14 protein-coding genes are annotated in these 22,451 nt (G+C 36.7%); 2 read left to right on the top strand and 12 right to left on the bottom strand.

Annotation, left to right across the window (positions count from 1 at the left end; all coding sequences use genetic code 11):
- Positions 1-419 precede the first annotated feature (419 nt).
- A complete protein-coding gene (locus tag MYP_RS22300) occupies positions 420-1,280 on the top strand; it encodes a hypothetical protein (protein WP_156140793.1) in 861 nt (286 codons plus the stop codon).
- 210 nt (positions 1,281-1,490) lie between these two features.
- Positions 1,491-2,378, top strand: a complete 888-nt coding sequence (locus MYP_RS22295; RefSeq protein WP_045468667.1) for a slipin family protein — start codon at positions 1,491-1,493, stop codon at positions 2,376-2,378.
- A gap of 38 nt (positions 2,379-2,416) precedes the next feature.
- Here the strand turns inward: MYP_RS22295 and MYP_RS22290 are convergent, their stop codons facing one another.
- The 12 genes from MYP_RS22290 to MYP_RS22235 all read right to left on the bottom strand — a co-directional run bounded on the left by MYP_RS22290 (position 2,417) and on the right by MYP_RS22235 (position 22,194).
- Positions 2,417-3,031, bottom strand: a complete 615-nt coding sequence (locus MYP_RS22290; protein ID WP_045468664.1) for a PepSY domain-containing protein — start codon at positions 3,029-3,031, stop codon at positions 2,417-2,419.
- Positions 3,032-3,262: 231 nt separating this feature from the next.
- Positions 3,263-5,494 carry a toxin-antitoxin system YwqK family antitoxin gene (locus MYP_RS22285; RefSeq protein ID WP_045468661.1) on the bottom strand — a complete coding sequence of 744 codons (2,232 nt, stop codon included), beginning with the start codon at positions 5,492-5,494 and terminating at the stop codon, positions 3,263-3,265.
- A 177-nt stretch (positions 5,495-5,671) separates the two neighbouring features.
- The gene (locus MYP_RS22280) at positions 5,672-7,210 is read right to left on the bottom strand and encodes an AMP-binding protein (RefSeq protein ID WP_045468658.1); all 1,539 of its coding nucleotides are present in this window, start codon (positions 7,208-7,210) and stop codon (positions 5,672-5,674) included.
- 11 nt (positions 7,211-7,221) lie between these two features.
- Positions 7,222-8,226, bottom strand: a complete 1,005-nt coding sequence (locus tag MYP_RS22275; protein WP_156140792.1) for a hypothetical protein — start codon at positions 8,224-8,226, stop codon at positions 7,222-7,224.
- A gap of 13 nt (positions 8,227-8,239) precedes the next feature.
- Positions 8,240-8,902, bottom strand: coding sequence for a hypothetical protein (locus MYP_RS22270; RefSeq protein WP_045468653.1), 663 nt, complete (start codon positions 8,900-8,902; stop codon positions 8,240-8,242).
- Positions 8,899-9,990, bottom strand: a complete 1,092-nt coding sequence (locus MYP_RS22265) for a DUF3419 family protein (RefSeq protein ID WP_045468650.1) — start codon at positions 9,988-9,990, stop codon at positions 8,899-8,901. Before MYP_RS22265 ends, MYP_RS22270 begins: the two co-directional genes overlap by 4 nt.
- Positions 9,987-12,644, bottom strand: a complete 2,658-nt coding sequence (locus MYP_RS22260) for a PEP/pyruvate-binding domain-containing protein (RefSeq protein ID WP_231570083.1) — start codon at positions 12,642-12,644, stop codon at positions 9,987-9,989. The genes MYP_RS22265 and MYP_RS22260 overlap by 4 nt, the downstream gene beginning before the upstream one ends.
- Positions 12,584-13,546, bottom strand: a complete 963-nt coding sequence (locus MYP_RS22255) for a UbiA family prenyltransferase (protein WP_045468644.1) — start codon at positions 13,544-13,546, stop codon at positions 12,584-12,586. Before MYP_RS22255 ends, MYP_RS22260 begins: the two co-directional genes overlap by 61 nt.
- 72 nt (positions 13,547-13,618) lie before the next feature.
- Positions 13,619-14,899: a hydroxymethylglutaryl-CoA reductase gene (locus tag MYP_RS22250; RefSeq protein WP_045468641.1), complete on the bottom strand. Its 1,281-nt coding sequence runs from the start codon at positions 14,897-14,899 to the stop codon at positions 13,619-13,621.
- Between the two features lie 462 nt (positions 14,900-15,361).
- Complete coding sequence (locus MYP_RS22245) at positions 15,362-15,901, bottom strand: hypothetical protein (protein ID WP_156140791.1); 540 nt, start codon at positions 15,899-15,901, stop codon at positions 15,362-15,364.
- Positions 15,902-16,131: 230 nt separating this feature from the next.
- Positions 16,132-16,518: a hypothetical protein gene (locus tag MYP_RS22240; protein WP_045468635.1), complete on the bottom strand. Its 387-nt coding sequence runs from the start codon at positions 16,516-16,518 to the stop codon at positions 16,132-16,134.
- 273 nt (positions 16,519-16,791) lie between these two features.
- Positions 16,792-22,194, bottom strand: coding sequence for a T9SS type A sorting domain-containing protein (locus tag MYP_RS22235; RefSeq protein WP_045468632.1), 5,403 nt, complete (start codon positions 22,192-22,194; stop codon positions 16,792-16,794).
- Between the last annotated feature and the right edge of the window lie 257 nt (positions 22,195-22,451).

The following is a 22,451-nucleotide window of genomic DNA, read 5'->3' as shown; positions in this document are numbered from 1 at the left end:
CTAAGCTTTTTTATTAATAGGATTAGTGTTTTAATTCCTTTTGTCAGTAAAGACGGACTGTGAAGAAATTTTAGTAAATGTCCTCCCAGCCTTGATAGTAATAGTATTCTTAGAATAATAACATAATGCTAAACTAAAGGATTCTTTTGGTTAATTTCCTCATCAAGGAGAAAAGTGACAAAACAGATTAGAGAGATTAATATAAAATCGATGCATAATTGATTTTATAAGGGAGTTAAGTTGGTAATCCTATTTATTAATTTATCAGGTTTATAAGTTCTTTTAATCAGGTTTATTCATAGAATAATAAGAGGCTATCCCTTTAAAAATATAATTGGGATGAGGTAATCGATAAACAAATATTTACCATTATTGTTTTGTTTTTTAAGGACACGCCTTTTTCAAATAGGTTTGAATAAATGAAATGTAGCTTCATGTTTATTGGAGTAATTCTTTTTTCAAGAATAGTTATTGCACAAACTAATACCTATTCCAGCCCGGAACCTATTCAAAACACTGTTCCATCTAAGATGAACCAGGAAACAGCAAATCCTTTTAAAGGATTTGGTACTCCCTGGAAAAACTCACGAGCATTGAACATCGATAATTATTATTCCCCCAAAATTCAAGGAGCGACTGAGGTGGGAAACGTAATGCTTCTTCGTGGAGTTATTACAAATCGAAGACATATGGTTAGAGCGACTCTTCCATTTGTTTCTGTTGCTACTCCTGCCGGGTATAAATCAGGTATTGGTAACTTTAATATTTTTGATATAATTCGTCTGACTAATGATAGTGCAAGAGTTCATTTTGGAATAGGACCTTTAGTTAGCATTCCAAGCGCAACAAGCTCAGCCCTTGGAGTGAATCTATGGCAGTTTGGAGGAAGTGCTCTCATTGCCCATATTGCACCATCAGGAGTGATTGTCGGAGGATTAGCTACTTACCGGACTTCTGTCTTTGGTAATGATGCCGGACAGAATAACGGTGGTTATCTTACATTCCAACCTGCATTGCTTTTAAGTATAGCAAACGGATTATATGGAAGAAGTATGGGGGCTACTTGCATCTTTGATTTTAATAATAAAAAAACACTAATTCCTTTGGGAATTGGAATTGGTCAGATCTTTAAAGCAGGGAACGCAATAGTTAATATTTTTATAGAACCGGCATTTTCAGTTTATAGTGAGGGTGAAAACCTGCCCGCTTACCAGATTCTTATGGGGATTTATTTTTTCTGGTTAAAGGATAGGAAGCAAGCTAATGTCCTGGTTGATTAAGATTAGAATATGTTATTTTTTTGTGGGCTTCTGATTGAAGTTGTTTTTATTGACCCACCTTTAGAGGTTTTTATTTATGTATGAAAGTATATCTTTAAGCATGTTAACTTTTAAATCAGTATAAATTATTAGAACATTTTTAACTTCTTCAGGTTCTTCCTTTCATTGCTTTGTCATTATTGAATAGTAGGTTAAAACTCAATAAATTAAATGAGCTCATCAAACGCTGTTCCCACGCTAATTTTCTTTGTCATCCTTTCTGTTGGCATATTATTGGCCTTTACTACTTTCGGCATGTCACCTGCCTCTGTTTCTGTCGGTATTTTTTCTTTTATTTTTGCCATAGTCGTTTCATCTTCCATTAAAATTGCCAATCCATGGGAAAAGGCACTCGTGTTGCATCTGGGTAAATTCCGAAAATTAAAAGGGCCTGGCCTGTTCTTTATTGTTCCAATTGTTGAAACTATCCCATATTGGATTGATACCAGAGTAATCGCAACTTCCTTTAACGCGGAAAAAACACTTACTAAAGACTCTGTTCCTGTGAGTGTAGATGCTGTTTTGTTCTGGAAGGTTTTCGACCCAGTCAAAGCCTCCTTAGAGGTTGCAGACTATCATAGTGCCATCAGTTGGGCATCACAAACTGCTCTGCGTGATGTTATCGGTAAAACTTTACTGTCTGAAATGCTTGAAGGGAGGGATAAGATCAGCGATGTTTTACAGAATATCATAGATGTACGAACTGAACCTTGGGGTATCAGGGTTAGTTCTGTGGAGGTAAAAGATGTATTGATTCCACCTGGACTAGAGGATGCAATGTCTATGCAGGCTCAGGCAGAGAGAGAAAGGCAAGCCAGAGTTATCCTTGGTGATTCGGAAAGGCAGGTTGCTGAGAAGTTTGGCGAAGCAGCGAAAACTTATGCCAACGATCCAGTAGCTTTGCACTTGAGAGCTATGAATATGCTTTATGAAGGATTAAAGAAAAATTCTACTTTTGTTATTGTTCCAAGCTCTGCTATAGATTCTATGCAGTTAGGGGCAAAGGAAGGAGTAACATCACTGTCAAATGGAATGATTCCCAAAGTACAGGCCCAGTGAGGCTGAACTAAAGTGGCTTAGTGTAAAAGTCTTACCACTCAAGTTTTGGTCAAAGATTTTTTCCGGACATAGGCGCTGGTATCACCCTGATTGGATCTTCTCATTTGTATCGGGCCGTACCAGAGCCAGAACCCTGTTATTGTAAATGCCAGAAGAGCCAATCCCATAATAGTGGAGTAAATAAGTTTGAATTCGTTATTACTTAGTCCTGTATAATAATCTATTATTGATCCATCATGAACTTTCTCTATAAAATCGGCACGCCTTCTTTCTATATGTAAAAGTTTGCCTGTAGCGCCGTCCAGTTGAATTCCCCAGAATTGGTCTGCAAATACGAATTTCACCATTCCCTTGTCCTTTCTGATGTCTATGCGCTCAAGCTCAGTAGATAAGTCAGCTGAAATTGAATCATGTAATATCTGGCAGGCATGTTTATGAAGGCTGTCTATTGAAAGCCAATCTTTTAAGTCAGTTGATGTCCCCTTATAAGACTTTGCAAGAAGTAGCCCATTGCTGTTTTTTTTCCAGGCTAATAGCAATCCGGATATAGATATAAAAAAGAAAAATATAAATAAGAGTGCACCAGTAACACGATGTATTTTTCTGAAAATTCTCAGCAGCTTCGCTTGTTGTTGTCTGTTCTTCTCTGACATGTTCCGTACTATAAAAATATCCGAGAATTATCTTTCTCGTATTTATAATGCTAATATAGTCATTTCTTTTTCCTGATGGAAAACATACCAGAAAGGGCGAGAGATCTTTTTTCTAAAAGAATGTAGGGAATAAAATTACTATGTTAGTCAATCGGGACTTATTAGCAAATCCTATTTATAAAAAAAGCGCAAGCTGTATAGCATGCGCTTGCAAGATTATATAGGCTTAGTCTATGGTCGCTTATATAGGAATTTTATAGTAAGTTTTTTTGAGTTGAAATCCTCTGTTATATCTACAGCCATACTATTGTTACGAAAATATTCTTTAATGAAATTAAGGGTTGTATTGATGTCTTTCCCGGAGTTAGATATTGTTAGTTTGTTGCCGTTTTTGGATACATTTTCAATGACAAGAGTTCCTGCAACGAAAGTCTTTCCTGCTATAACATCTTTCACCTGAACATCTAACTCAATATCCTGCATTGTAAATTGAATGTTGCCGGCCCCTTGTGTCAAGCCCACAAAGTTTTTTTGTTTTAACAGATCAGGATTAAGATTCTTATATAGATTAACAGCATGCTGGTATTCGTTGAGTTGTTTTTCTGAGCTGTAGATTAATGGTTTAAAATCTACTAACTTGAGGTTTAGTTTGGATACTCCTATTTGAGATTTAGGAAAGCACACAGCCTCGGCATTCCTGAAATCAATTCCGCTTTTACTATAGTGAAGTGATTCAACTCTAAAGTATGCTTTGCAGTCCAGGTCTTGTATCTCTGGCTTTAAAATGTTTCTGTCAAATTTAAAAGCAAGCATCGGAATCAGCAGAGTGGCTTCGGAAAGATCTGGATTGGCCTTGTTTTTAACATAAGAAATTTTTAAGAGACTAAGTTCGCCTTTATTTAAACAAGGATTTAAAATAAGTTTTATTCCATCTTTGTCAGGAATCCCAACTTCCAAATGCTTGTTTGTTGCGAAGTTGAGGAAGTCTGAAGGTGGTCCACCACGTTGTGCAAATCCAGGGGATTCTCCTCGATAATGCAACTTGCTTAGGTAGCTGCTGATGGATTCATGAAATTTAAATTCAAACTTTATAAGTTGAACCGAATCAAGCTTCTCCGATAACAATGGGCCAGAGACCATATTGCCTGGCTGGTCGGAACAGAAACACGGAACATCCTTAGGACCTTGTTTTCTGTTACCTTGTTCGTAGTATCTCTCTTCTGTTAGTTTTCCTGTAGTGTCAAAAAACTGCCATATTCCATTTTCTGTGTCGAAGAAATAGTAACCACTTATGCGAAGTTGGCCATTCTTGTACCAGTTTTTCTTTTCTCCGTGTTTTTTGTTGTTTTTATAGTGGGTTATGGAAGCCTTTTGGTTATTATCATGCCAGGTCTCCAAAGGACCTTCCAGTTTTCCTTTTTCATAATAGGATTGTTCTTGAAGTGAACCATTTCCATAATATTTTTTACATACTCCTTCCTCTTTGCCTTCTATTTTTTCAACTTCATAACTTATTGTGCCATTGGGATAGTAGTTTCTTTGGTGGCCGTTAAGTAATCCATTTTTATATACAAGATGCATATTGAGTTTTCCATCTTTATCATAAGTTTTTTTAAAAGTAAATTTGTCGTTTTTAGGAAAAGAATTGTCATATTCAAATTCGCTATCAATGATTCCATTTTCATTATATGCTTTCCAGATTCCTGAAGGTACACCCATTTTAAAAAAACCAGATCTTTTAACTTTGCCATTTACCTCATACCAGGCGTATTTTCCGTCAGGGACTCCATCTTTTAATGTCCATTCAATAGCTAATTGACCATTAGGGTAGTAGGCTTTGAAGTATGAATCGGGTCTGCCATTTTTAATTACAGTTTCAAATTTAACCTGCTTATTGTCATAGTAGCTGGCATGATAGCCATTTGTTTTGTTTTGTGAAATTTTTAGGGTTTTATTTTTAGGATTATTAAAACGTGTATATATATCCTCAATCCAATACTTGTCCTGAGCAGTGTCTTTAGGAACTCCCAATGTGTCTCTTCGATAGATTTTGGGAGAATAAGATTTGCCATCCTGTGTCCAGTTTAGTTCATATATAGATAGATGCTTTAAGCTTCTCAAATTACCATTTGGGTGCCATTCCACTTGGGGAAATAGGAAATAGCTTTCTTCTTTTAATTGTCCATCAGTATAATAAGAAGCTTTCCATGAATAGGTGATCATATTTATATTGACGAAAGTATACTCTTCTGATTCTAAATTTCCATTTGCATCCCAATAAACTTTTTGCACTGGGCCTCTGTCTTTATAAACTGAAGTTACTATTGTTGCTCCTTGTCTTTTGCAACGTATAACTTTCCAATCTCCCTTTGTGGTTGTATCACAGGATGATTGAGCCTGGAGTTGGAAAGAAGAGAGACTAAGCATAAGGGTGATAATTAATTTTGAAAAAAGTTTAATCATAAAATATAAAGCCAAAAATCTAGAAGATCAAGATGAATAAATTATTGTAACCATAAGATTTTGTATGGACAAATATACTCAAAAGCTATCTTTTATGCTCGGGCTTAGTCGAAGCCTCTATATTGTCTGTCTTAATTATTGTCAAAAGAATGCAGATATAATTACACCATTAGTTTGTTATCCTTGTTCTAAATTCTTTCTCAACCTTTCATAGTCAATTTTTGAGTTGTGCCTCAGATCTCTCGGAATCTTTTTTACAAATGAAAGTTTCTGATATTGAAGCGCTGTAGAGGGAATTTTTGTTCGGATCGTATCTTCTGAAGCATTTGACTTTTTTTCAATAATAAGATGAATGATGTTGTCTTCTGAACAAATAACAGTACCTGATTCAACCCCTTCAATTTGTTGTAGTATATTTTCATAAATAAAAGGACTTATTATTTTACCTTCTGAATGAATTAATGTATTCTCTCTTCCTGTAAGAAATAAAACTCCATCATCATTTAGGTATCCGCTATCTCCGGTCCGGTGATAACATGTGCCGTTGACAAATATTTTATTTCTCTTTAAAGTTTCATCGTTATTAAAGTACTCCGTCAGCACATGTGGACCGCTAACAATGATTTCGCCAATCTTCATTGGTGGTAACAGTTGTTGCTTAAAGGCTTCTTCGTTAGGACAATAAATAGGTTGATCTGATAACTTGATGATTTTAACATCTGCCAACCTGTAAGGTGTGCCCACACACAAACCATTCTGTGTTTCTTGTTTCGAAAGTAGCTCTTTGACTTCTATACTACTTACGGGTTCAGCTTCAGTGGATCCGTAAACTATTTTGATCTCTGCGCTTGAAAATGCTTTGTTGTATGATTCAGCTTCAGAAGGGAAAACCGGAGCTCCTCCTGCAAATACTTTTTTTAAATGTAAAAGCCTGATATTGTTATCAAGACAATATTCAGCAATCCTTTTGATAAAATAGGGCGATGCCTCTATACGCGTGACCTTATTGATTTGTAGTTGATGGATTACTTTTTCGGGTTTAAGTTTGTCGGGTTTGGTGGCTTTAAAATCGGGTATAACAGAAGTACATCCTGCCCCAAGATTTATAAGCAGAACAATGGGTAAAGCGGGCATTCCGATATCATCTGGTGAAGGATGTATGGTTTCTGTGAGCGCTTTAAATTGAGCAGATAAAAACTGATGTGTTCTCTTGGCCGCTTTAGGAGTCCCTGTGCTCCCGGTTGTAAAGGTAATGAGTGCAGTGTCATTTTGCTTTACTACTTCAGTATGTGATTGCAGATGAGTTGCAGTTCTTTTATAATTGATACCCATTTTTACAGGAATTTTTCTCAGCTCTGTAGAAAAGATAGCCAGAGCACGGGCTTTAAATGTCCCGATGAATCCTTTGCAATCAGCAATTCTACAACATTCCTCCATCCTTTTTCTGTTGACCCATTCATCCAGAAAAACTGCTGTTGCACCTATATTAAAAAGAGCAAGCACAATTCTGTATAGCTCTATACTCATAGGAACAAAAACGAGAACTCGGTCTCCTTTACTAAGCCCCTTTGATCTGAAATAGGAAGAGGTTTGAAATACGTCTTGTTTTAATTCTTTAAATGTGATTAACCTGCCTTTCTCAATTATGGCAGTTTTGTCCGGATGAGCCTCAGCAGCAGATAGAAATAGTTGAATGATGTTTTGCGATGGTTCCATCTGTTTTTAAATCAAAGCTTTTTTCCGTAAAGATTGTAGTTCTTATATACCTTTCCTGAGAAGGTATTGGATAGACCGGTAGATGAAGCATCTTCTATCATAAAAGCATGAACAACGCTCGTGAACCCTCTGCTTCTGGCAAGACTTACAACATTATTGCCAAGGACCTTCCCAAGCCCGATCCATTTATGTGCCCCATTTCTTGCCACTGTTTTAACGATCAGACTTTTTTCATAGGTGTTAAAGAGGTCCTGATAACTGAAGATGAAGCCTATCATTTCGTTTTGAGAATTTTCAGCTATCAATACATAGTCGGGGTTTATGATGTTTTTTGCCTGTATGTATTTATCTCTGAAAGATTCCCAACTAATAGGGGTGAATAGAAAATTATTACTGAACTCTTTTGAAATAAACGGATACAGTAATCTAAGCTCATTTTCCAGATCATCTGTTTTGATACTCCTGATTGTTACACCTGAACTTATAAGTTCTTTTTCTCTTTTCACAACTTCAGAAAGGTTGTAATCTGCAGTAGTATCTATACTAGACGAATAGGTTGATATAACAGAATAGCCATTGTTCTGAAACTGTTGGTTGTAGTACAATGGATGGTAAGGCTCAAGAAGAAAATTCTGATAATGGTGATGCGTGCTGAATCTATAGTTGTCCCAGGTAGTGCCATTCATAGGGCCGATAATATATTTAACATTAAAAGAACCAACTTCCTTTTCTGCTTCCTGCAGAAGATATACAGCAATTGCATGGTCATCTATACATTCATAATTACCTATGCATGCAGCAGGATGACCTTTGTACGTAAGGTTAGGGTTTTTATAAACAGCAAGTCTCCCAACTGGCTTTTGATTCAATAACACAATGAGGCAGCTATGAAGGAATTCATGGTTGATATTTTCCTGCTGTTGGAAACGAATGTTCCCTGGAGCATATATATAACTCAGTATTTCATTGAAGTATCTGAAATCCTTATCATTTGGCCTACATCTGATTATATTCATGAAACAAAAAGTATTAAAACAAATAATCAATTATAATCATACTGCAGATTACAGAGAGGGGGATAGTGATATTGTCAAAACCCTTTTGGCTTAAGCCCTCTGCAATTGCAGCAACTATGGCTATAGTGAATAGATAAATGTAGTTTAGTTCAAAGTTCAGGACAGAAAAAACTGTGATTGTAACTATTATGGCCGAAAAGCAAAACATTGAAGATCCCATTATGGTTTTATACTCTTCTCCTGCTTTATACTGACCAAGCGGCCACCTCTTTCCTGTAAGCGCTGCAATAGGATCACACACTGCCAGAATAAGTATAGGAAGATAATAATAGATATTCTGATTGAAGTACTCATAAATGAGATAACTTCCATAAACAGCTACAGGGTATGCAATACTTCCGACAGACTTTCTTTTTATTGCATTTACAGAAGGTAGAAAGTTTAATCGCAGTGAGATAATCAATAACACCCCGAAGCTAAAGCAGAGCATTAGTACAAGCCAATGACTGCCCAGCATAACCGGAAAAAGAAGTGTAACTATGCCTGTAGATATATGAACAAATTTTCTTGTATACTCCGTACGAACCTTAAGGAAATGGTAAAGAATTTCGGAAAGCGCAAAAATCCCTATTATAGAGCCCGCAAGAATCATTACATCCATGATTTCTGATTTCATACAACTACATCTATGATAAACTGATTATAAAAAAAACCTTTATCAGACTGTGACAATAACTGAGACAGCTCTTTCTGATACGAAACCTTTTGGGGAAACGTTCCGGAGATCCTTCTTGGTACCATCAGGTTCCAATAACCCATCTTGCATCCTTTTTCTGATGTCTCCAGCAACATGGAGACTGTTTCTGTATATTCTTTATTACTTAGGTATTCGAAGATATTGGAAAGGTTCATGCAATGAAAAGCTTTGAAATTTTTTGCAACCTCATGTACATATCCTTCTCTTATTACCAATCGTTCGATATTGCTTTTGATCGAGTGAATATTTTCAGGGAGAAGATAATTCGGTAATAAAGTGCCAAAATTTCCTGTCAAATTATACCTCAATATCTGATTGTCCTGAGCATCTTTACTTTGCAGGTGTTTTTCTGCTTTCAGGAAAATGTAAGTACTTACGGGGACTTTTACTTCAGAGAAAAATTGTGGGTCTCTTCCCATTTTTCCCATTACAGCCCGACTGAAAAATAGTTTGAACAGTAGCTTCCATCTCCAGGAGTTCCAATGATTTCTGTAATATTCCTTTTGCTCTTCTTCAGGTTTTATCCTCAGTAATTCTTCTGTTGCAGAAGAATAGTGAATAAGGGGAAGTATCCATTTACTGAAGAGTTGAAAATACCTTTCAAACTTACCTCTGTTGATGATCCCTTTGTTTATCTCTTCAAGATGAGATGACCAGTACTTTTGTGCATCAGAGCTCATAAGTCCTTTTATGTCATTAAACATCTGGATACGTTTGTTGCTCTCTGCGAATCCAAGAAACTCAAGGAGATTATCGTAGGAAAGATATTGAATGGATACTTTTTTTAGCTCAGTGAGAAACAACTGTGTTTTGTTAATATCGGCGGCAACTACTAGAGAAGGATTCGTCGAAAGTAATGAGAAGCTGTTATCACCTCCGGATGCTACGGATAAAATTCTCGCGCCTGGTATAGGGGATAAGCCTTTCAGCAATACCTCTGCATCTTCCCAGCAGTTGGCATAACGGATGAAATCAAAAGGAACTTCTTCGCTAATTCGGGCTTTCATGACACTTTTCTGATAATACTGATCTCGCCTGTACTTCCGTCCATTTCCACAACATCTCCTGTTTTTAATGTTTTCATAAGTCCGGATACGCTTACAATACAGGGTTTCCCCATTTCTCTTGATACGATTGCAGAATGACTTAGAAGGCTTCCTCGTTCTACGATTATTCCTGATGCAGAGGGGAATAAGGTAACCCATCCAGGATCTGTGCTGGAAGTAACCAGTATGTCTCCTTCAAGGGAAGACAACTCATCTGGTTGAGATATTACTCTCACTTTGGCTTTTACTCTTCCCGGACAACAGCCGATACCTTTGAGGGCTCCGGACAGAGGCTCTGATTTTGCAGTACTGAAGAAATCGTTGGAATGATATACAGCCCCATAAGTAGCAAACCTTTCAGAAGGAACGGGGCTATTGCTGTATTTTTCATATTCGCATTTTCTCAGGCGTATTAATGATTTCAGATCAGAAGATACAGATCTTCCTTCTATATATGCAAAAATTTCTTCTTTGGTTAAATAGAAAATATCACGAGTAGATTCTATGATGTTGTCGGAATAAAATCGTTTTCCTATATGTGTGAAAATTTCTCTTACCACTCCGAAAGCTCTTGTTCTTTCATAACGCAGGTTTTCTCTTGCGCTGACCAAATCCCTGGCTTTTTTAAGGGTTTTTCTGATACGGTATTTTTTGAAGAAACTATTGTGAATACTCTTATTGAGCTCTTCCTCAGCTTTTTTTCTGATCAACTCTTCTGTCTTGCCTGAAATACTTTCAGCTGTAATAGCGGATTCAATATAACTTTTCAGAAGCCTTATGAATCCTGTAGGATCCTGAGTATAGGAGATACTTTCGAGCTTTAGTTCGCCAATGCATCTTTCTCCGAAATCATCTATATATTGATCTATTTCAAGTTTTAGTTTCTGTAAATTTTCTTCTGAATTCGTTGAAATGATTTGCCATATCTCGGAAGGGGAGGATGCGGCAAATAGTTCTTTCAGTTTCGGATCAGCAGAAATAATGGTAGCGATCTGTATGCTTCTATGTATAGGTTGTACGGAAATAATATCACTGCTGCCACATAACAGATCATTATGAATGTTAGGATTGCTGCTGATCTTGTATTGGGTACATTGCTTCTGAAGCATACCGAACCAGATCATTGCAAAAAAATCATTCAGTAATGGTGCTTTCCATTCGTTCAGAAGTGTTTTCTCAAACTTAATATATGCTTGCATCAGCTGATAAGAGCTCATGGAGTCATAATTCATCTGTTTATAAGTTGCAATGGTTTCATTTACAAGTTGTACAAATTGCTTTCTCCTCTTAGGAAGCGATAAATATCTGCCATACATCTGTGATGCCATTTTAATAATCCTCCACCATGCAGTGGTCCTGGATAATTGATAAGACTCAGGAATGTCAAAACGTTCCTTGACGCCCATCATCTTTTCCATAAATCTTGCATTGATACTATATCCAGGAAGCAAAGCCAGCATATGGTACCATGACTTCAGATTGTAATATACACGGCCGTTAATAAGTCCAAGCGTATTGGCAAATACGCTTTCATGTTCATTGATGATCTTTATGTCAACTCCCAGGAACTCTGCAAACAACCTATAAGCACCCTCGTATGATTTGCTGATGAATGAGAAGGTAAGTGGAGTGGTAACGCCAGGATAAGATTCAATTATATTGCTGTTGTCCCAGAGAATGTAATTGTCTTTTTTTACTTCATTTTTTTTTGTTTTTGTAACAGGTCTTGTCTGCAGCAGATATAATTGATTTTGTGAATAGGCAAATTCAATATCCTGAGTTTTTCCAAGTTCCTTTTCCAGTCGGGTTAGGGCTGCACTTATTTCTTTGATATTGTTTTCATTCAGAGTGGGGTTGTTTAGTTCTTCAAGACTCAGCGGTGCTGAAACAATACCCTTTCCTTTCATTCCATCAAATACCTTTTTGTTGGTTTTCTCAGCCAGTACTGATGAGTTATTGTGCTCTTTAACAAAATAGGTGTCAGCATTAAGTTCCCCCGATACTAAACCTTCTCCGAGACCATACACTGCATTGATAACTTTTGTTGTATGGTCACCGTCAATTGGATTAATGCCAAAGGCAACCCCAGCCACTTCAGCACCAATCATCTGTTGAACGATTACAGCGATCTTTCCAGAATAATGGATATTGTTGGCCTGGCAATAACTTTTTAGCCTCTCAGATTTTGCTGTCTGGTATACTTTGATGATATATTCTCCTAATAAACTTGATGGAACATATAAGAAACTTTCGAACATTCCTGCAAAGGAATAATCTGCTCCATCTTCACCAATTGCCGAAGATCTTACAGCAAAATATTCTGTGCCGCTCAACTGATCTACAATAGTAGCCGCAAATGTGTTAAGCCTTGAATCATCAACAACTGTTTGGTTGAATAAAGTAGTACTCAAGGTTTCATCAGGAATTACTACCCAGTCAGGAACATTAAATCCGCTGGCTTTCATCCTGAAAAGATTTTCAGCTTTGCCTCCGATTGTATACCGGCCGATAAGTTCCTGCTGATCGTGTCTGATGATGAACATCTCTTGCTGAGTTACAGGATCTCTCTGAGCATTGGAATTCCGCCCAACGTAAGATACATTGCTATGGTCCATAATCCACTTGTGATTTCAATAGTTTTTGCCAGCTTCTTATTTTTATTTTTGATAAAAAGAATAGCAGGAAAAGAAGATAGTATAAAAAAGATGATAAGCAGGTAAATAGGAGTAGTGCCGAGATTCGCATACGAAGCCGCGAGCAAGCTCAGGATTAGTGTTGCTGAAAGAGCTGCTATCCATAAAACTGTCGCTCTTGTGGGACCGAGCATTGATGAATAGGTGAGCACTCCTTTCTGTTCTTCTTCAGCAGGTCTAATTTTGCGACCGATTTCCAGAACAATACCATTCATAAAAGAAACTGTAAAAAAGAATATAAGACCTGCAGGTGGATTTGCACCAGCGAGTTTCCAATCCAGTCCGCTTGCGAAAACGTCTATGAGAGGCACTATCAGCATGTGTGAGATGACATACCATAGCTGATGTTTTTTCAGCCACTCTGCAATGAAAAATTCTTTTCCCATCAGGAGCAGATAGATTATAACTATTGTATAAATACTCCACATAGCAGGAAAACAAAAGGCCATTACAAATAACTGTGAAATGAAGGCCGCTATGGCCGTGATTTTTAGTTCACGAAAAGTGATAAGTCCTCTCGGTACGGGAAGATGTCTTCTGAATTTCGCATCATCATCAGCATCTTTAAATTCGTCAGAGATTCTTAGTAGAAGGAAAAGACTTATTGTTATGAATACTCCTGGAAGGAAAATGTCCATGGATACGAAGTCTGTAAGTCCTCTGCAGATGCGGGAATAGGAAATTGCAGAAAAGCTGAAAGCAGTGATAAGTAGCCCATGACCCGCAATTGGAAATCTTTCTTTCTGATATATATAAGACCTTTTCAGAAAGCTGGAATTGTTTTCTGTCGCCTTGCTGAATTCGTTTAATTGTGTTGTTGCCATTGTGTTAAAAAAGCACCCTGAATCTTTAAATTGATGCCATCGCTTAAAGCGATGGCATCAATCGGATTGATGTTATGATTTTACCTTTTTCCTCCCCAACTTTTTATGAGCGCCTGTAAAATGACCTGAGGATAATGCTGCTGCAATTGACAGCTCTCCTGCAAGCACAACAGCTCCGCATATCTCTGCAAATTTTCTGGCTTTCCCTTCACCGGCACAATCCATTAGTTCAAGACATTCTTTCTGAGTAGGCAGCGCTGTTCCACCACCTACTGTGCCTACAATGAGATTGGGTAAAGTAACGGATGCGTAGAGAGCGCCATCTTCTTTTTCTTCCATCCTGGTGATTCCGACAGCTGCTTCAGAAATGCAGGCCACGTCTTGACCAGTGGCAATGAACAAAGCTGTAAGACCATTGGCGATGTGTCCCTGAGCTCCTATAGCGCCGCTTTGTATCACTCCTACAGTTGATGTCCTCCAGTACTCAGCCATTGCTCTTGCAGTTGTTTTAAGCACGCTGGTAATTATGGATTCCGGAAGAATTATTTCAGCTGTAACCTTCTTGCCCCTTACATTGCTGAAGGAGTAGGCAGTAGCCTTTTTATCTCCGGAATAATTACTTTCAATGAACCAGAACTCCGGTTTTACAGGAGCATGTTCAAGGATGTATTGACAGATTTCATCGGTGCATAAGGTCACCATGTTCTGTCCTGCTGCATCGCCTGTAGAATATTCAAATATGAGTATAAGATGATTGCCTTCAATATTTGCTTTCAGGTCTATCAGCTTCGCATATCGACTGGTGTTTTCAGTGATGTGTCTGAAATGATCTGTCAGAGGAAGGACCCATGAAAGGAATGATCCCAGCTCGACAATAGTGTTGAACTTAAACACCGGACTTCTCTGGACACCTTCTACAAGACAGATCGATGTAGCTCCCCCTGCCAGATAGCAAGCCTTTGCTCCACGATGATAGGATGCTACAAGTGCTCCTTCGCTGGTTGCCAGAGGAATATAAAAGTCGCCGTTATCATCAGTGCCGGTTACCCTTAAAGGACCTATCACTCCGGTAGGAATCATAGACATTCCAATAAAGTTTTCAATGTTGCCTTCCAGCGTATTGAGATTATTAAACGAGTGCTCCCCATATAGCAGAGGAAGTGTTTTCCCTGTTTCAGAATAGATAAAGTTCCGTCTTTCGGTGGTGCCTTCTTCAGTAATCTTTAATTCAATCGGGAGTCTATCCTTTTCTGTATCTGAATTTTTGTTCAGATTTTCTTTGAGCTTTTCTATGATATCAAAAGAACCTATGTTTTTTAATCTGTTTCTAGTCTTTTCTGCGGATGAAGCCATTGATAAATAATGTTTTAGTGTAAAAAAATAGGATAGAGATAAAAATGTTCTGTTAATTAGGTTGTATACTAATTTAATAAAAAAGTCAGCTTACTACAATAACATGTATATGGTATTTTATGAGCATCTGATAGTTTCTTTTAAAGCCTTCATTATTATTGAAATATTCATGTCCTTATAAAACAGCTGAGCATGGGCAAATATTATTCCAGAGTATAGACATAGGTAGTATAGTTATGAATCTCAATGGTCTATCGATTGGTAATTGCCAGACAGTTATTTTTTTAATTTGTTCCCAAGAATTTATCTGGTAAAAGTGTAAAGTTTTATAATCAGCAGGTTTATTTTCCCTCCCTTCATCGAATATTCAGATGATTTTTCTGATTCCTAATGATATACGATCTTTTGCTGACTGTGTTGAACAGGATTATAAACTCAGTTTTTTTTTGTGTAGGTAAGTTTTTAAAATTCAGTCGGGTAACTGGTTTTTGTTGAGCCATCTTTGGAGATTTTTATCACTATTTTCCTAGTTTCCAGATCTTCAGGCATTCCTTCTTCCCCCTCTGTTTGACCGGATATTTCAAGTATAATTGTTTCACTATCTTTTATCTGAAATGACATTTCATGATATTCAGAATCAAAAGGAAATCCATATGATACGGTCAAAACGTTAGCCTCTTTGGAAGCTTCATCATATAGAAGAAGCAATCCATATTGCAGATTTTCGCCATTGCATATGAGGCTTGCTGAGCTGTCATGGAAGCATAAAACATCCACATAATAGGTCTCATATTTCCCAATATTCTGATAAGTTCTGTTATAATATCTTAAAAATTTAAGTAAGCTATCCTGAAAGGAACTGTCTTTAAGATAAATGTGGTCGAAATGATTCTGTGTGGATATGTATTTCACCGATTTGATCAGGGGTAATCTTAGTGTGTTTTTAAACCGGAGAAAGGTAGAGTCTTGTACTATATTATTAGCAGTAGAATCTTGTAGCATATACTTAATAGAATCTATATTTTGAACTAGAGAAGTGTTTGTCTCTTTAATTTCAGTATTTCTGTGGCAACTCAGAAAAATGCATAACGCAAATAGGGCTAAGGAGGGGTTCTGTATCAGTTTCATTTATATGTCCATCGATAGGTAATCTTTAACAATCTTTTCAAACTTAATGAATTCGTCAAAAGGAAAGTCATTTTGTCTGTTGGTACTGTAATTTCTATCTTTCATTAATAAGAAAGATTTTTTAACTGCAGATAAGCAATGATTACAAATCTTTTTAACGGTATTTCAAATTCTACAGCGGGGGTAAACTCTTTTATCTTTTCTCCATAAGTCTCTTTAAATCCTAGTACTTCAACGTGCAGCATATGTTTCCTCTCTTTTATTCTTCTTAGTTCAAATTTCTCCCCTCCAGGTTCGCCGGACCAAAAGAATGAAGCACTTTCCTGACCTTCGATCAGGTTGGATAATGCTTTAATAAAATCATAATAAGGATCACCAAATACATGTGTGATTGTTACTTCATAAGAATTTCCGCCAATAAAGATCCAGCATGTACTCCATCCGTGAGGATTCATTGTTAGAATAAGATCAATGTCGTCAGTGTTTTGCATGTTATTAAAAGATCCTTTATTATGTCTATTATTCAATCTGCTAGATGTACCATTAGCTAACAATAAAATAAGAAAATTTTACTCAGTGAATTATTCTGTGTGTACATGTAGTTATTCTGTAGTTTCGTTAATGGTTTATTTAGGAGAATTATAAGCTAGTTTTTTATGGTGATACTAAATTAAAATAACACCCTGGCTTTGGTCTCAAGCTAAAGCCAGGGTGAAAGATTTGGATATTCATGGAGTAACTATAATTGCGTCTGATAAAAAAGATTATTTAAGTAGTATTATTTCAGATACATTATAGTAATCATCGCCACTTATATGAAGCATGTACGTGCCAGCATTGATGTTTTTTAAGTCAAGCACATGAGTTCCCTGTGCTGTTGGTAAAATATAATTTATTAAAGTTTCGCCAACTGAGTTAAGTAGCTTAAGATTAATGTCTTTCTTAATTAACCCTTCATGAAATTCTATATTGACAGTACCAGATGAAGGAACAGGATATAAATTAACTTTTGAGATAGTCTTTTTGTCTTTTACATCAGTGCAGACAACCATATTGACTTCAATAGCTTTGATATCAGAACAAACTCCTGAAGTATCAGTTTTCTTTATATAATAAATACCCTCCTTAGTTATAAACTCAGGATCATTTAATGTTACACTTGCATTTATATCTTTCCAATAGGTAACATTTCCTTCTATATCGTTCCGATCAATATAAGCAGCTGTTAAATCCGTTGAAACACCTGAGCAAATCTCGATATCAAAAGTCTCAAGATTAGGAGTCTGATAAAATTTGACTTGAACAGGAGCTGTGCTTGAGCATAAAGAGGTGGTTGTTGTTTTTCGTATATAGTAAGTTCCGGGTTCTTTGATGGCGTCATATCCTATGACTTGAATAGTACCAGCGGCATCCTTCCAATATGAAGCTCCCCCTTCTGTATTGTTAAGATCTATATATGCATTCCTTAAACTGGCCTTTGTTCCGCCGCAAATAAGCTGATCTGTGGTTTTAAGATCAGGGTAGAGATGTGAAATGACGTTTATAGAAGTTATATCTTTACAATTCTCCTTACTTGCCTTTTTTATATAATAAACTCCGGGAGCTGGTGCAGCTTCTGGTTTATCCAAGAGTACTGAGGTTTCTTTATCTAACCAGTAAGAAATGCTCCCTGGAGTATTGTTTATGTCAGTCAAAGATTTGGTTATGTTTGCGAGTTGACCTTCGCATACTTTAACATCTGTAGAATATATCAAAGGCTTAGGGTGAAAACCAACATTGATACTTTTTTTATCCGAACAACCTTTATCTGTTGTCTTTAATACATAATATGTTCCATTTTCCAAAACGGTTCTGTTAGATTTAATTAATGTATTAATGTCCTTCCAGAAAGTTACATTTCCATTAGTAGATTTAATATCACTATAGTAGTTTGTTAAATCAATTTCATTTCCTGTGCAAATTGTGTCAGGCTGAATGACTGTTAAATCAGGAGTGAGGTTTATAGAAAGGTCACTGTTGTTGTCAGGGGATTTTATATCTGGATTTGAGGCTTTAACCCGAATCCTGTATGCAGTTCCTATTATGCAATCATGTGGTATGGTTGCCATAATATTTCCTGTGTACACAGACTTGAGATTGCCGATTATTAATGGATCCGAAAAGTCTCCATTTTTATCTGATAGTTCTGCAGTGAATGTATTCTTTGAATCCAGCAGACATTCAGTGGTATAGGTTACCTTTATAAGAGATCCTTGGCAATATTCCCCTGTGAAGGGAAGCATTGTTAGCATAGGTTTCTTTATAATGACATCAGTTTCAGTAGAACTTGTTAACGATAAATCATCTGAACCTATCCGTATCTTTCTTGCTCCGTTAGTATTTAAAGAATCCGGAAATGAAATGCTAATTTTATTGTCCGACGTATTTGACATGGTTCCGATCTCAATTGGTCTTGCAAAGTTGCCTTGGTTATCTGATAATTGGGCTGTATACCTTTTTGCAGGATCAAGGTATTGACTTAAAATGTGTAAATCTAGCGTAGATCCTGCGCAAATCGGAGAAGGTAAACTTTCTGTAATGATTCGTTGCTGAAACACATTATTAATCTTAGTTATAAAAGGATCAGATCCTCCGTAACTGATTACATTATCTTTGTTATAACTGAAATTAAAGGATTCGTTAAATAAACCTACTGTATAAAGATTTCCAAACCTGTCAAAGGTTGCATCTGTTGCTCTGTCCAAACCTTTACCACCACATGTTTTAATCCAAACGAAATCTCCATCTACATTCATTTGTGATACATATAAATCCTTATCTTTTCGTTGCCAAGGAATCTTAAATGATCCTATTGTTCCGGAAAGTCCGCCAATTATATATATATTATCATTATTTATTAGTAGCCTACCTGAAACATCATTATCTGCTGAAAAAATTTTTTTTGCCCACAATAGATTTCCTGATGCATTAAACTTACTTAAGAAAACTCCATAGCCCGTTATTGCCGTTGTTCCAAATTTTATAGAGTTGTTAATGTTGCCTATTAAGTATACATTATCTTGGCTATCCAAGTTTATATCATTAATTCCGCCACCAGTTCCAATATTAAAAATACTCAAAATCGTCCCTGTAGAATCAAGGTTAGCTAAGAAATTTCCAGTATTACTCAATGTGAAATTATTAAATTGTACAGCTCCTGAGTTATTTCCGACGAGCCATATATTTTCGTTTTGAGTCAAGGTGAATTTGAATAGAGAATAGGTACCTGTGGTAGGTTGACTAACCCAGTTAAGCGAACCATTCGGGTTTAATTTAATGATGGCAGGGCCTATATTAACAATCTTTCCATCTACATTTACTGAAGAGGTAAAATTGCCTGAAAAATAAATGGAACCGTTCTTTCCAATTTTTATAGAACTGTTGTTGTTGGAGCCTAATTTTTTCGCCCATTGTATTTTCCCTGCTGAGTTATATTTCGCAATAAATATTTCTGTGGTATTAGAAGTTAAATTAATTGTATCCAATGTAGTGTTGGAAGTAAATGATCCTAAAACAATTAAATCATTCTTGTTGTCTACTTTAACACCCAGTACATTATTGTAAGCACCTGTCATCCGAATCAAAGACAATGCCTGGCCTTGGTCATCATATTTAACAATAATTCCAGTTCGTCTGGATGATCCTGGAGAATATAAGTAATCATAGTTTATAGAAAGGCCATGACACCCTCCGGCATAGATATAGCCTAATGAATCGACAGTAACAGAGTTAAAGACATCTTCTACTGTAGTTCCTGAGCCTGATGCCCCATATCCTTGTTTTACCCATTCCCATTCAGGGGCACTGGAAGCTTCAAAGTAAAAAGGAGCTGACATTCCATAACATCCTTGTGTGTTTATTAAGGAAACTGTATAATTTCCATTTGATGTAGCAAAGTAGGTATTACTGGTAGCTCCATTTATAGGCACACCATCACGATGCCACTGAAAAGAGCCATTTGTATATAATATACACATCAGGTAATTGCCTTCCCGAACTATTTCTGGATCAGGATTGTAGCTATAGGACACGTTGGCGGATGCAGAAGCTTTGCAACCATTTACCGAAACAGTTACTGTATATGTGCCTGCATATTCAGTAAATGTCGAGTGTCTTGCAATAACTCTACCACTCGCAGAGAAGTTGTATGGACCAGTCCATGTATAAGTTGCTCCCGCAATCTCGTTAGCCTGCATCTCAAAGTTTGGACCGGGTATGCACATAAACGGACTGTTATTGCTAGTAATTTCTGCAACAGGAATGGGAGTTACTGTAATAGGGACAAATGAATTAATGTCATTACAACCATCAACTTTTGTTGTCAAAAAATAATTTCCTTTAACCGGAGTAGGAATTACTGGATTCTGGATATCAGAACTAAATAAATTAGGTCCCGACCAGTGGTAAACTGCGTTGGGGGCCGGTGAAGCAAAAAGCTGAGCAGGAGTATTAACGCAAACTGCTCCGGAGTTCCAAGCTTTTATATAGTTAATCAGAAGATTAATTCCATTGTCACTTCCCGTGATTGAAGGAGTGGTAGATACAATGCGAAGTCTGTATTGATAACCTGCTTTTATCTCTGTAGGTATTGTTACGGATATGCTTCCTGCTAATGTATCTGCAATGGATCCTACAATTGTCGGCGATAAAAAACTCCCGGAAGAATCAGATAGTTGGACTTGAAATGAATTTCCGTTGTTAAATTTACCTTGCTTGGTAAATGGTAAATTGAATGTTTGGCCGGAACAGAAAAAGTTTAGTTCAGGATTTCCGGTATGTATCTGAATATCGGGACCATATTTAGCTATAAATATATCATCGTTTTGGCTATTTTTAGTTAGAATGGTATTGCCAAATTTCGTATTAAGATTGCCTTGTCCTCCGGATGTGTAATCCAAGGTTCCTGATATAAAAATATTACCGGTATTATCAATGTCCAGCCCAGAAGCAATTTCATAATCAGGACCTCCCATAGAAGTTTTAGATAAAAGAGTGCCAGCGTTGTCAAACTCTACAAGAAAAAGATCATCATAGTTAGCTCCTGAAAGGACCTGATTATTGTCAAAATCCAATGATTTTGAGAAGTGGCCAAATAATACTATTGTGTTTTTAGTTTTATTTACACGAACCTTTTTGCCTTCACTCCACCAGCCAGGACTGCCTGCTTGCTTTACCCAAATGGCCGAACCTGAGCTTGAATATTTGGCTATAAATACGTTATAATAGTCAAAATTACCAGATACAGGAACTACAGGAGAAAGAGCCCCAAATATCACAGGTTTGTTGCTCCTTAATCTTCCGGTTATATAAATGCTGCCATCGTTATCTATGTCCAGATCGAATGGATTTACACCAGAAGTTGTCATTCGATTTACCCAGATCAACTCCCCATCAGAGTTGTACCTTGCCAGAAAAGCCCCTCCGTTTGTGTAGGAGTAAGTTCCGATTGAAATGTTTGTCGAGAAAGATCCTACAATTGTGCTATTCCCATTTCTATCTGTATATATCCCCCTTGAACCATCAGTAGAAATTCCTCCCCCTGATCTAACCCATTTGTTTACTCCTGAAGGATCAAATTTTGCAATGAAAAAATCTATGCCACCATAAGATTTAATAGGGCCAGAGCCAAAGTCAATTGTGCCAGAAAAGTCACCAGTTAAATAAACGTTACCTAGGTCGTCAATATCTAAATAATATTTTGACGTTGTGGTGATATTCTTTGTGACTTTCCATATAGATGTTCCATCAGGTTTGTATTTATTTAAAAAAATAATACCATAGCCATAGCCAGCTACATAAATATTACCATCATTATCAACTTTAACGTCAGTTCCGGCATCTCCTCCGCTAAGGCTTAAATCTGATTTTACCCACACGACTTTTCCTGTAGGGTCATATTTGCATATAAATGCATCGAGCCCCCCACCAGTAGGGCTTATGGAATAAGGGGCAAATTCTGCAGGTCCGATTATACCTCCGGTAACATAACTGTTACCAGCTCCATCAACATAAACAGCTTCACCTTGATCAAAAGAAGTTCCTCCTGGGTTATGTGCCCATTGCCAATTTTGGGAAAACAGACTTGTGCTAAGAGTGAAACAAGTTAAAAAAAGAAAAAAGTTTTTCATGCTAAAATTGTTTAAAATGAATCACTTCGAATCTACCTTCGAAATGTAAAAGAAGCTTTGACTATTACAAGTTACAAAAAAAAGCAGAGTTAATTGGATAAATAATGTCCTTGTAAGCTATGAGCTTCAAGATCAGGTGGAAATATATTGCATTTAAGATATATTGAATAAGGTTATAGATGTTATTCATGGTGTCTCTACAATCATTTACATAATCAAAATTTTCCCCTAACTTGCCTCCTTTAAAATAAAATTCA

It is taken from the genome of Sporocytophaga myxococcoides (assembly GCF_000775915.1).
Classification (GTDB): domain Bacteria; phylum Bacteroidota; class Bacteroidia; order Cytophagales; family Cytophagaceae; genus Sporocytophaga; species Sporocytophaga myxococcoides_A.
The sequence above is the reverse complement of the archived record's forward strand: the minus strand, read 5'-3'. Positions and strand labels throughout refer to the sequence as shown.

Excerpts from the sequence above, each read along its gene's own strand:
- MYP_RS22300 (WP_156140793.1), top strand. The coding sequence starts at position 420 with ATGAAATGTAGCTTCATGTTTATTGGAGTAATTCTTTTTTCAAGAATA.
- MYP_RS22295 (WP_045468667.1), top strand. The coding sequence starts at position 1,491 with ATGAGCTCATCAAACGCTGTTCCCACGCTAATTTTCTTTGTCATCCTT.
- MYP_RS22290 (WP_045468664.1), bottom strand. The coding sequence starts at position 3,031 with ATGTCAGAGAAGAACAGACAACAACAAGCGAAGCTGCTGAGAATTTTC.
- MYP_RS22285 (WP_045468661.1), bottom strand. The coding sequence starts at position 5,494 with ATGATTAAACTTTTTTCAAAATTAATTATCACCCTTATGCTTAGTCTC.
- MYP_RS22280 (WP_045468658.1), bottom strand. The coding sequence starts at position 7,210 with ATGGAACCATCGCAAAACATCATTCAACTATTTCTATCTGCTGCTGAG.
- MYP_RS22275 (WP_156140792.1), bottom strand. The coding sequence starts at position 8,226 with ATGAATATAATCAGATGTAGGCCAAATGATAAGGATTTCAGATACTTC.
- MYP_RS22270 (WP_045468653.1), bottom strand. The coding sequence starts at position 8,902 with ATGAAATCAGAAATCATGGATGTAATGATTCTTGCGGGCTCTATAATA.
- MYP_RS22265 (WP_045468650.1), bottom strand. The coding sequence starts at position 9,990 with ATGAAAGCCCGAATTAGCGAAGAAGTTCCTTTTGATTTCATCCGTTAT.
- MYP_RS22260 (WP_231570083.1), bottom strand. The coding sequence starts at position 12,644 with ATGGACCATAGCAATGTATCTTACGTTGGGCGGAATTCCAATGCTCAG.
- MYP_RS22255 (WP_045468644.1), bottom strand. The coding sequence starts at position 13,546 with ATGGCAACAACACAATTAAACGAATTCAGCAAGGCGACAGAAAACAAT.
- MYP_RS22250 (WP_045468641.1), bottom strand. The coding sequence starts at position 14,899 with ATGGCTTCATCCGCAGAAAAGACTAGAAACAGATTAAAAAACATAGGT.
- MYP_RS22245 (WP_156140791.1), bottom strand. The coding sequence starts at position 15,901 with ATGCTACAAGATTCTACTGCTAATAATATAGTACAAGACTCTACCTTT.
- MYP_RS22240 (WP_045468635.1), bottom strand. The coding sequence starts at position 16,518 with ATGCAAAACACTGACGACATTGATCTTATTCTAACAATGAATCCTCAC.
- MYP_RS22235 (WP_045468632.1), bottom strand. The coding sequence starts at position 22,194 with ATGAAAAACTTTTTTCTTTTTTTAACTTGTTTCACTCTTAGCACAAGT.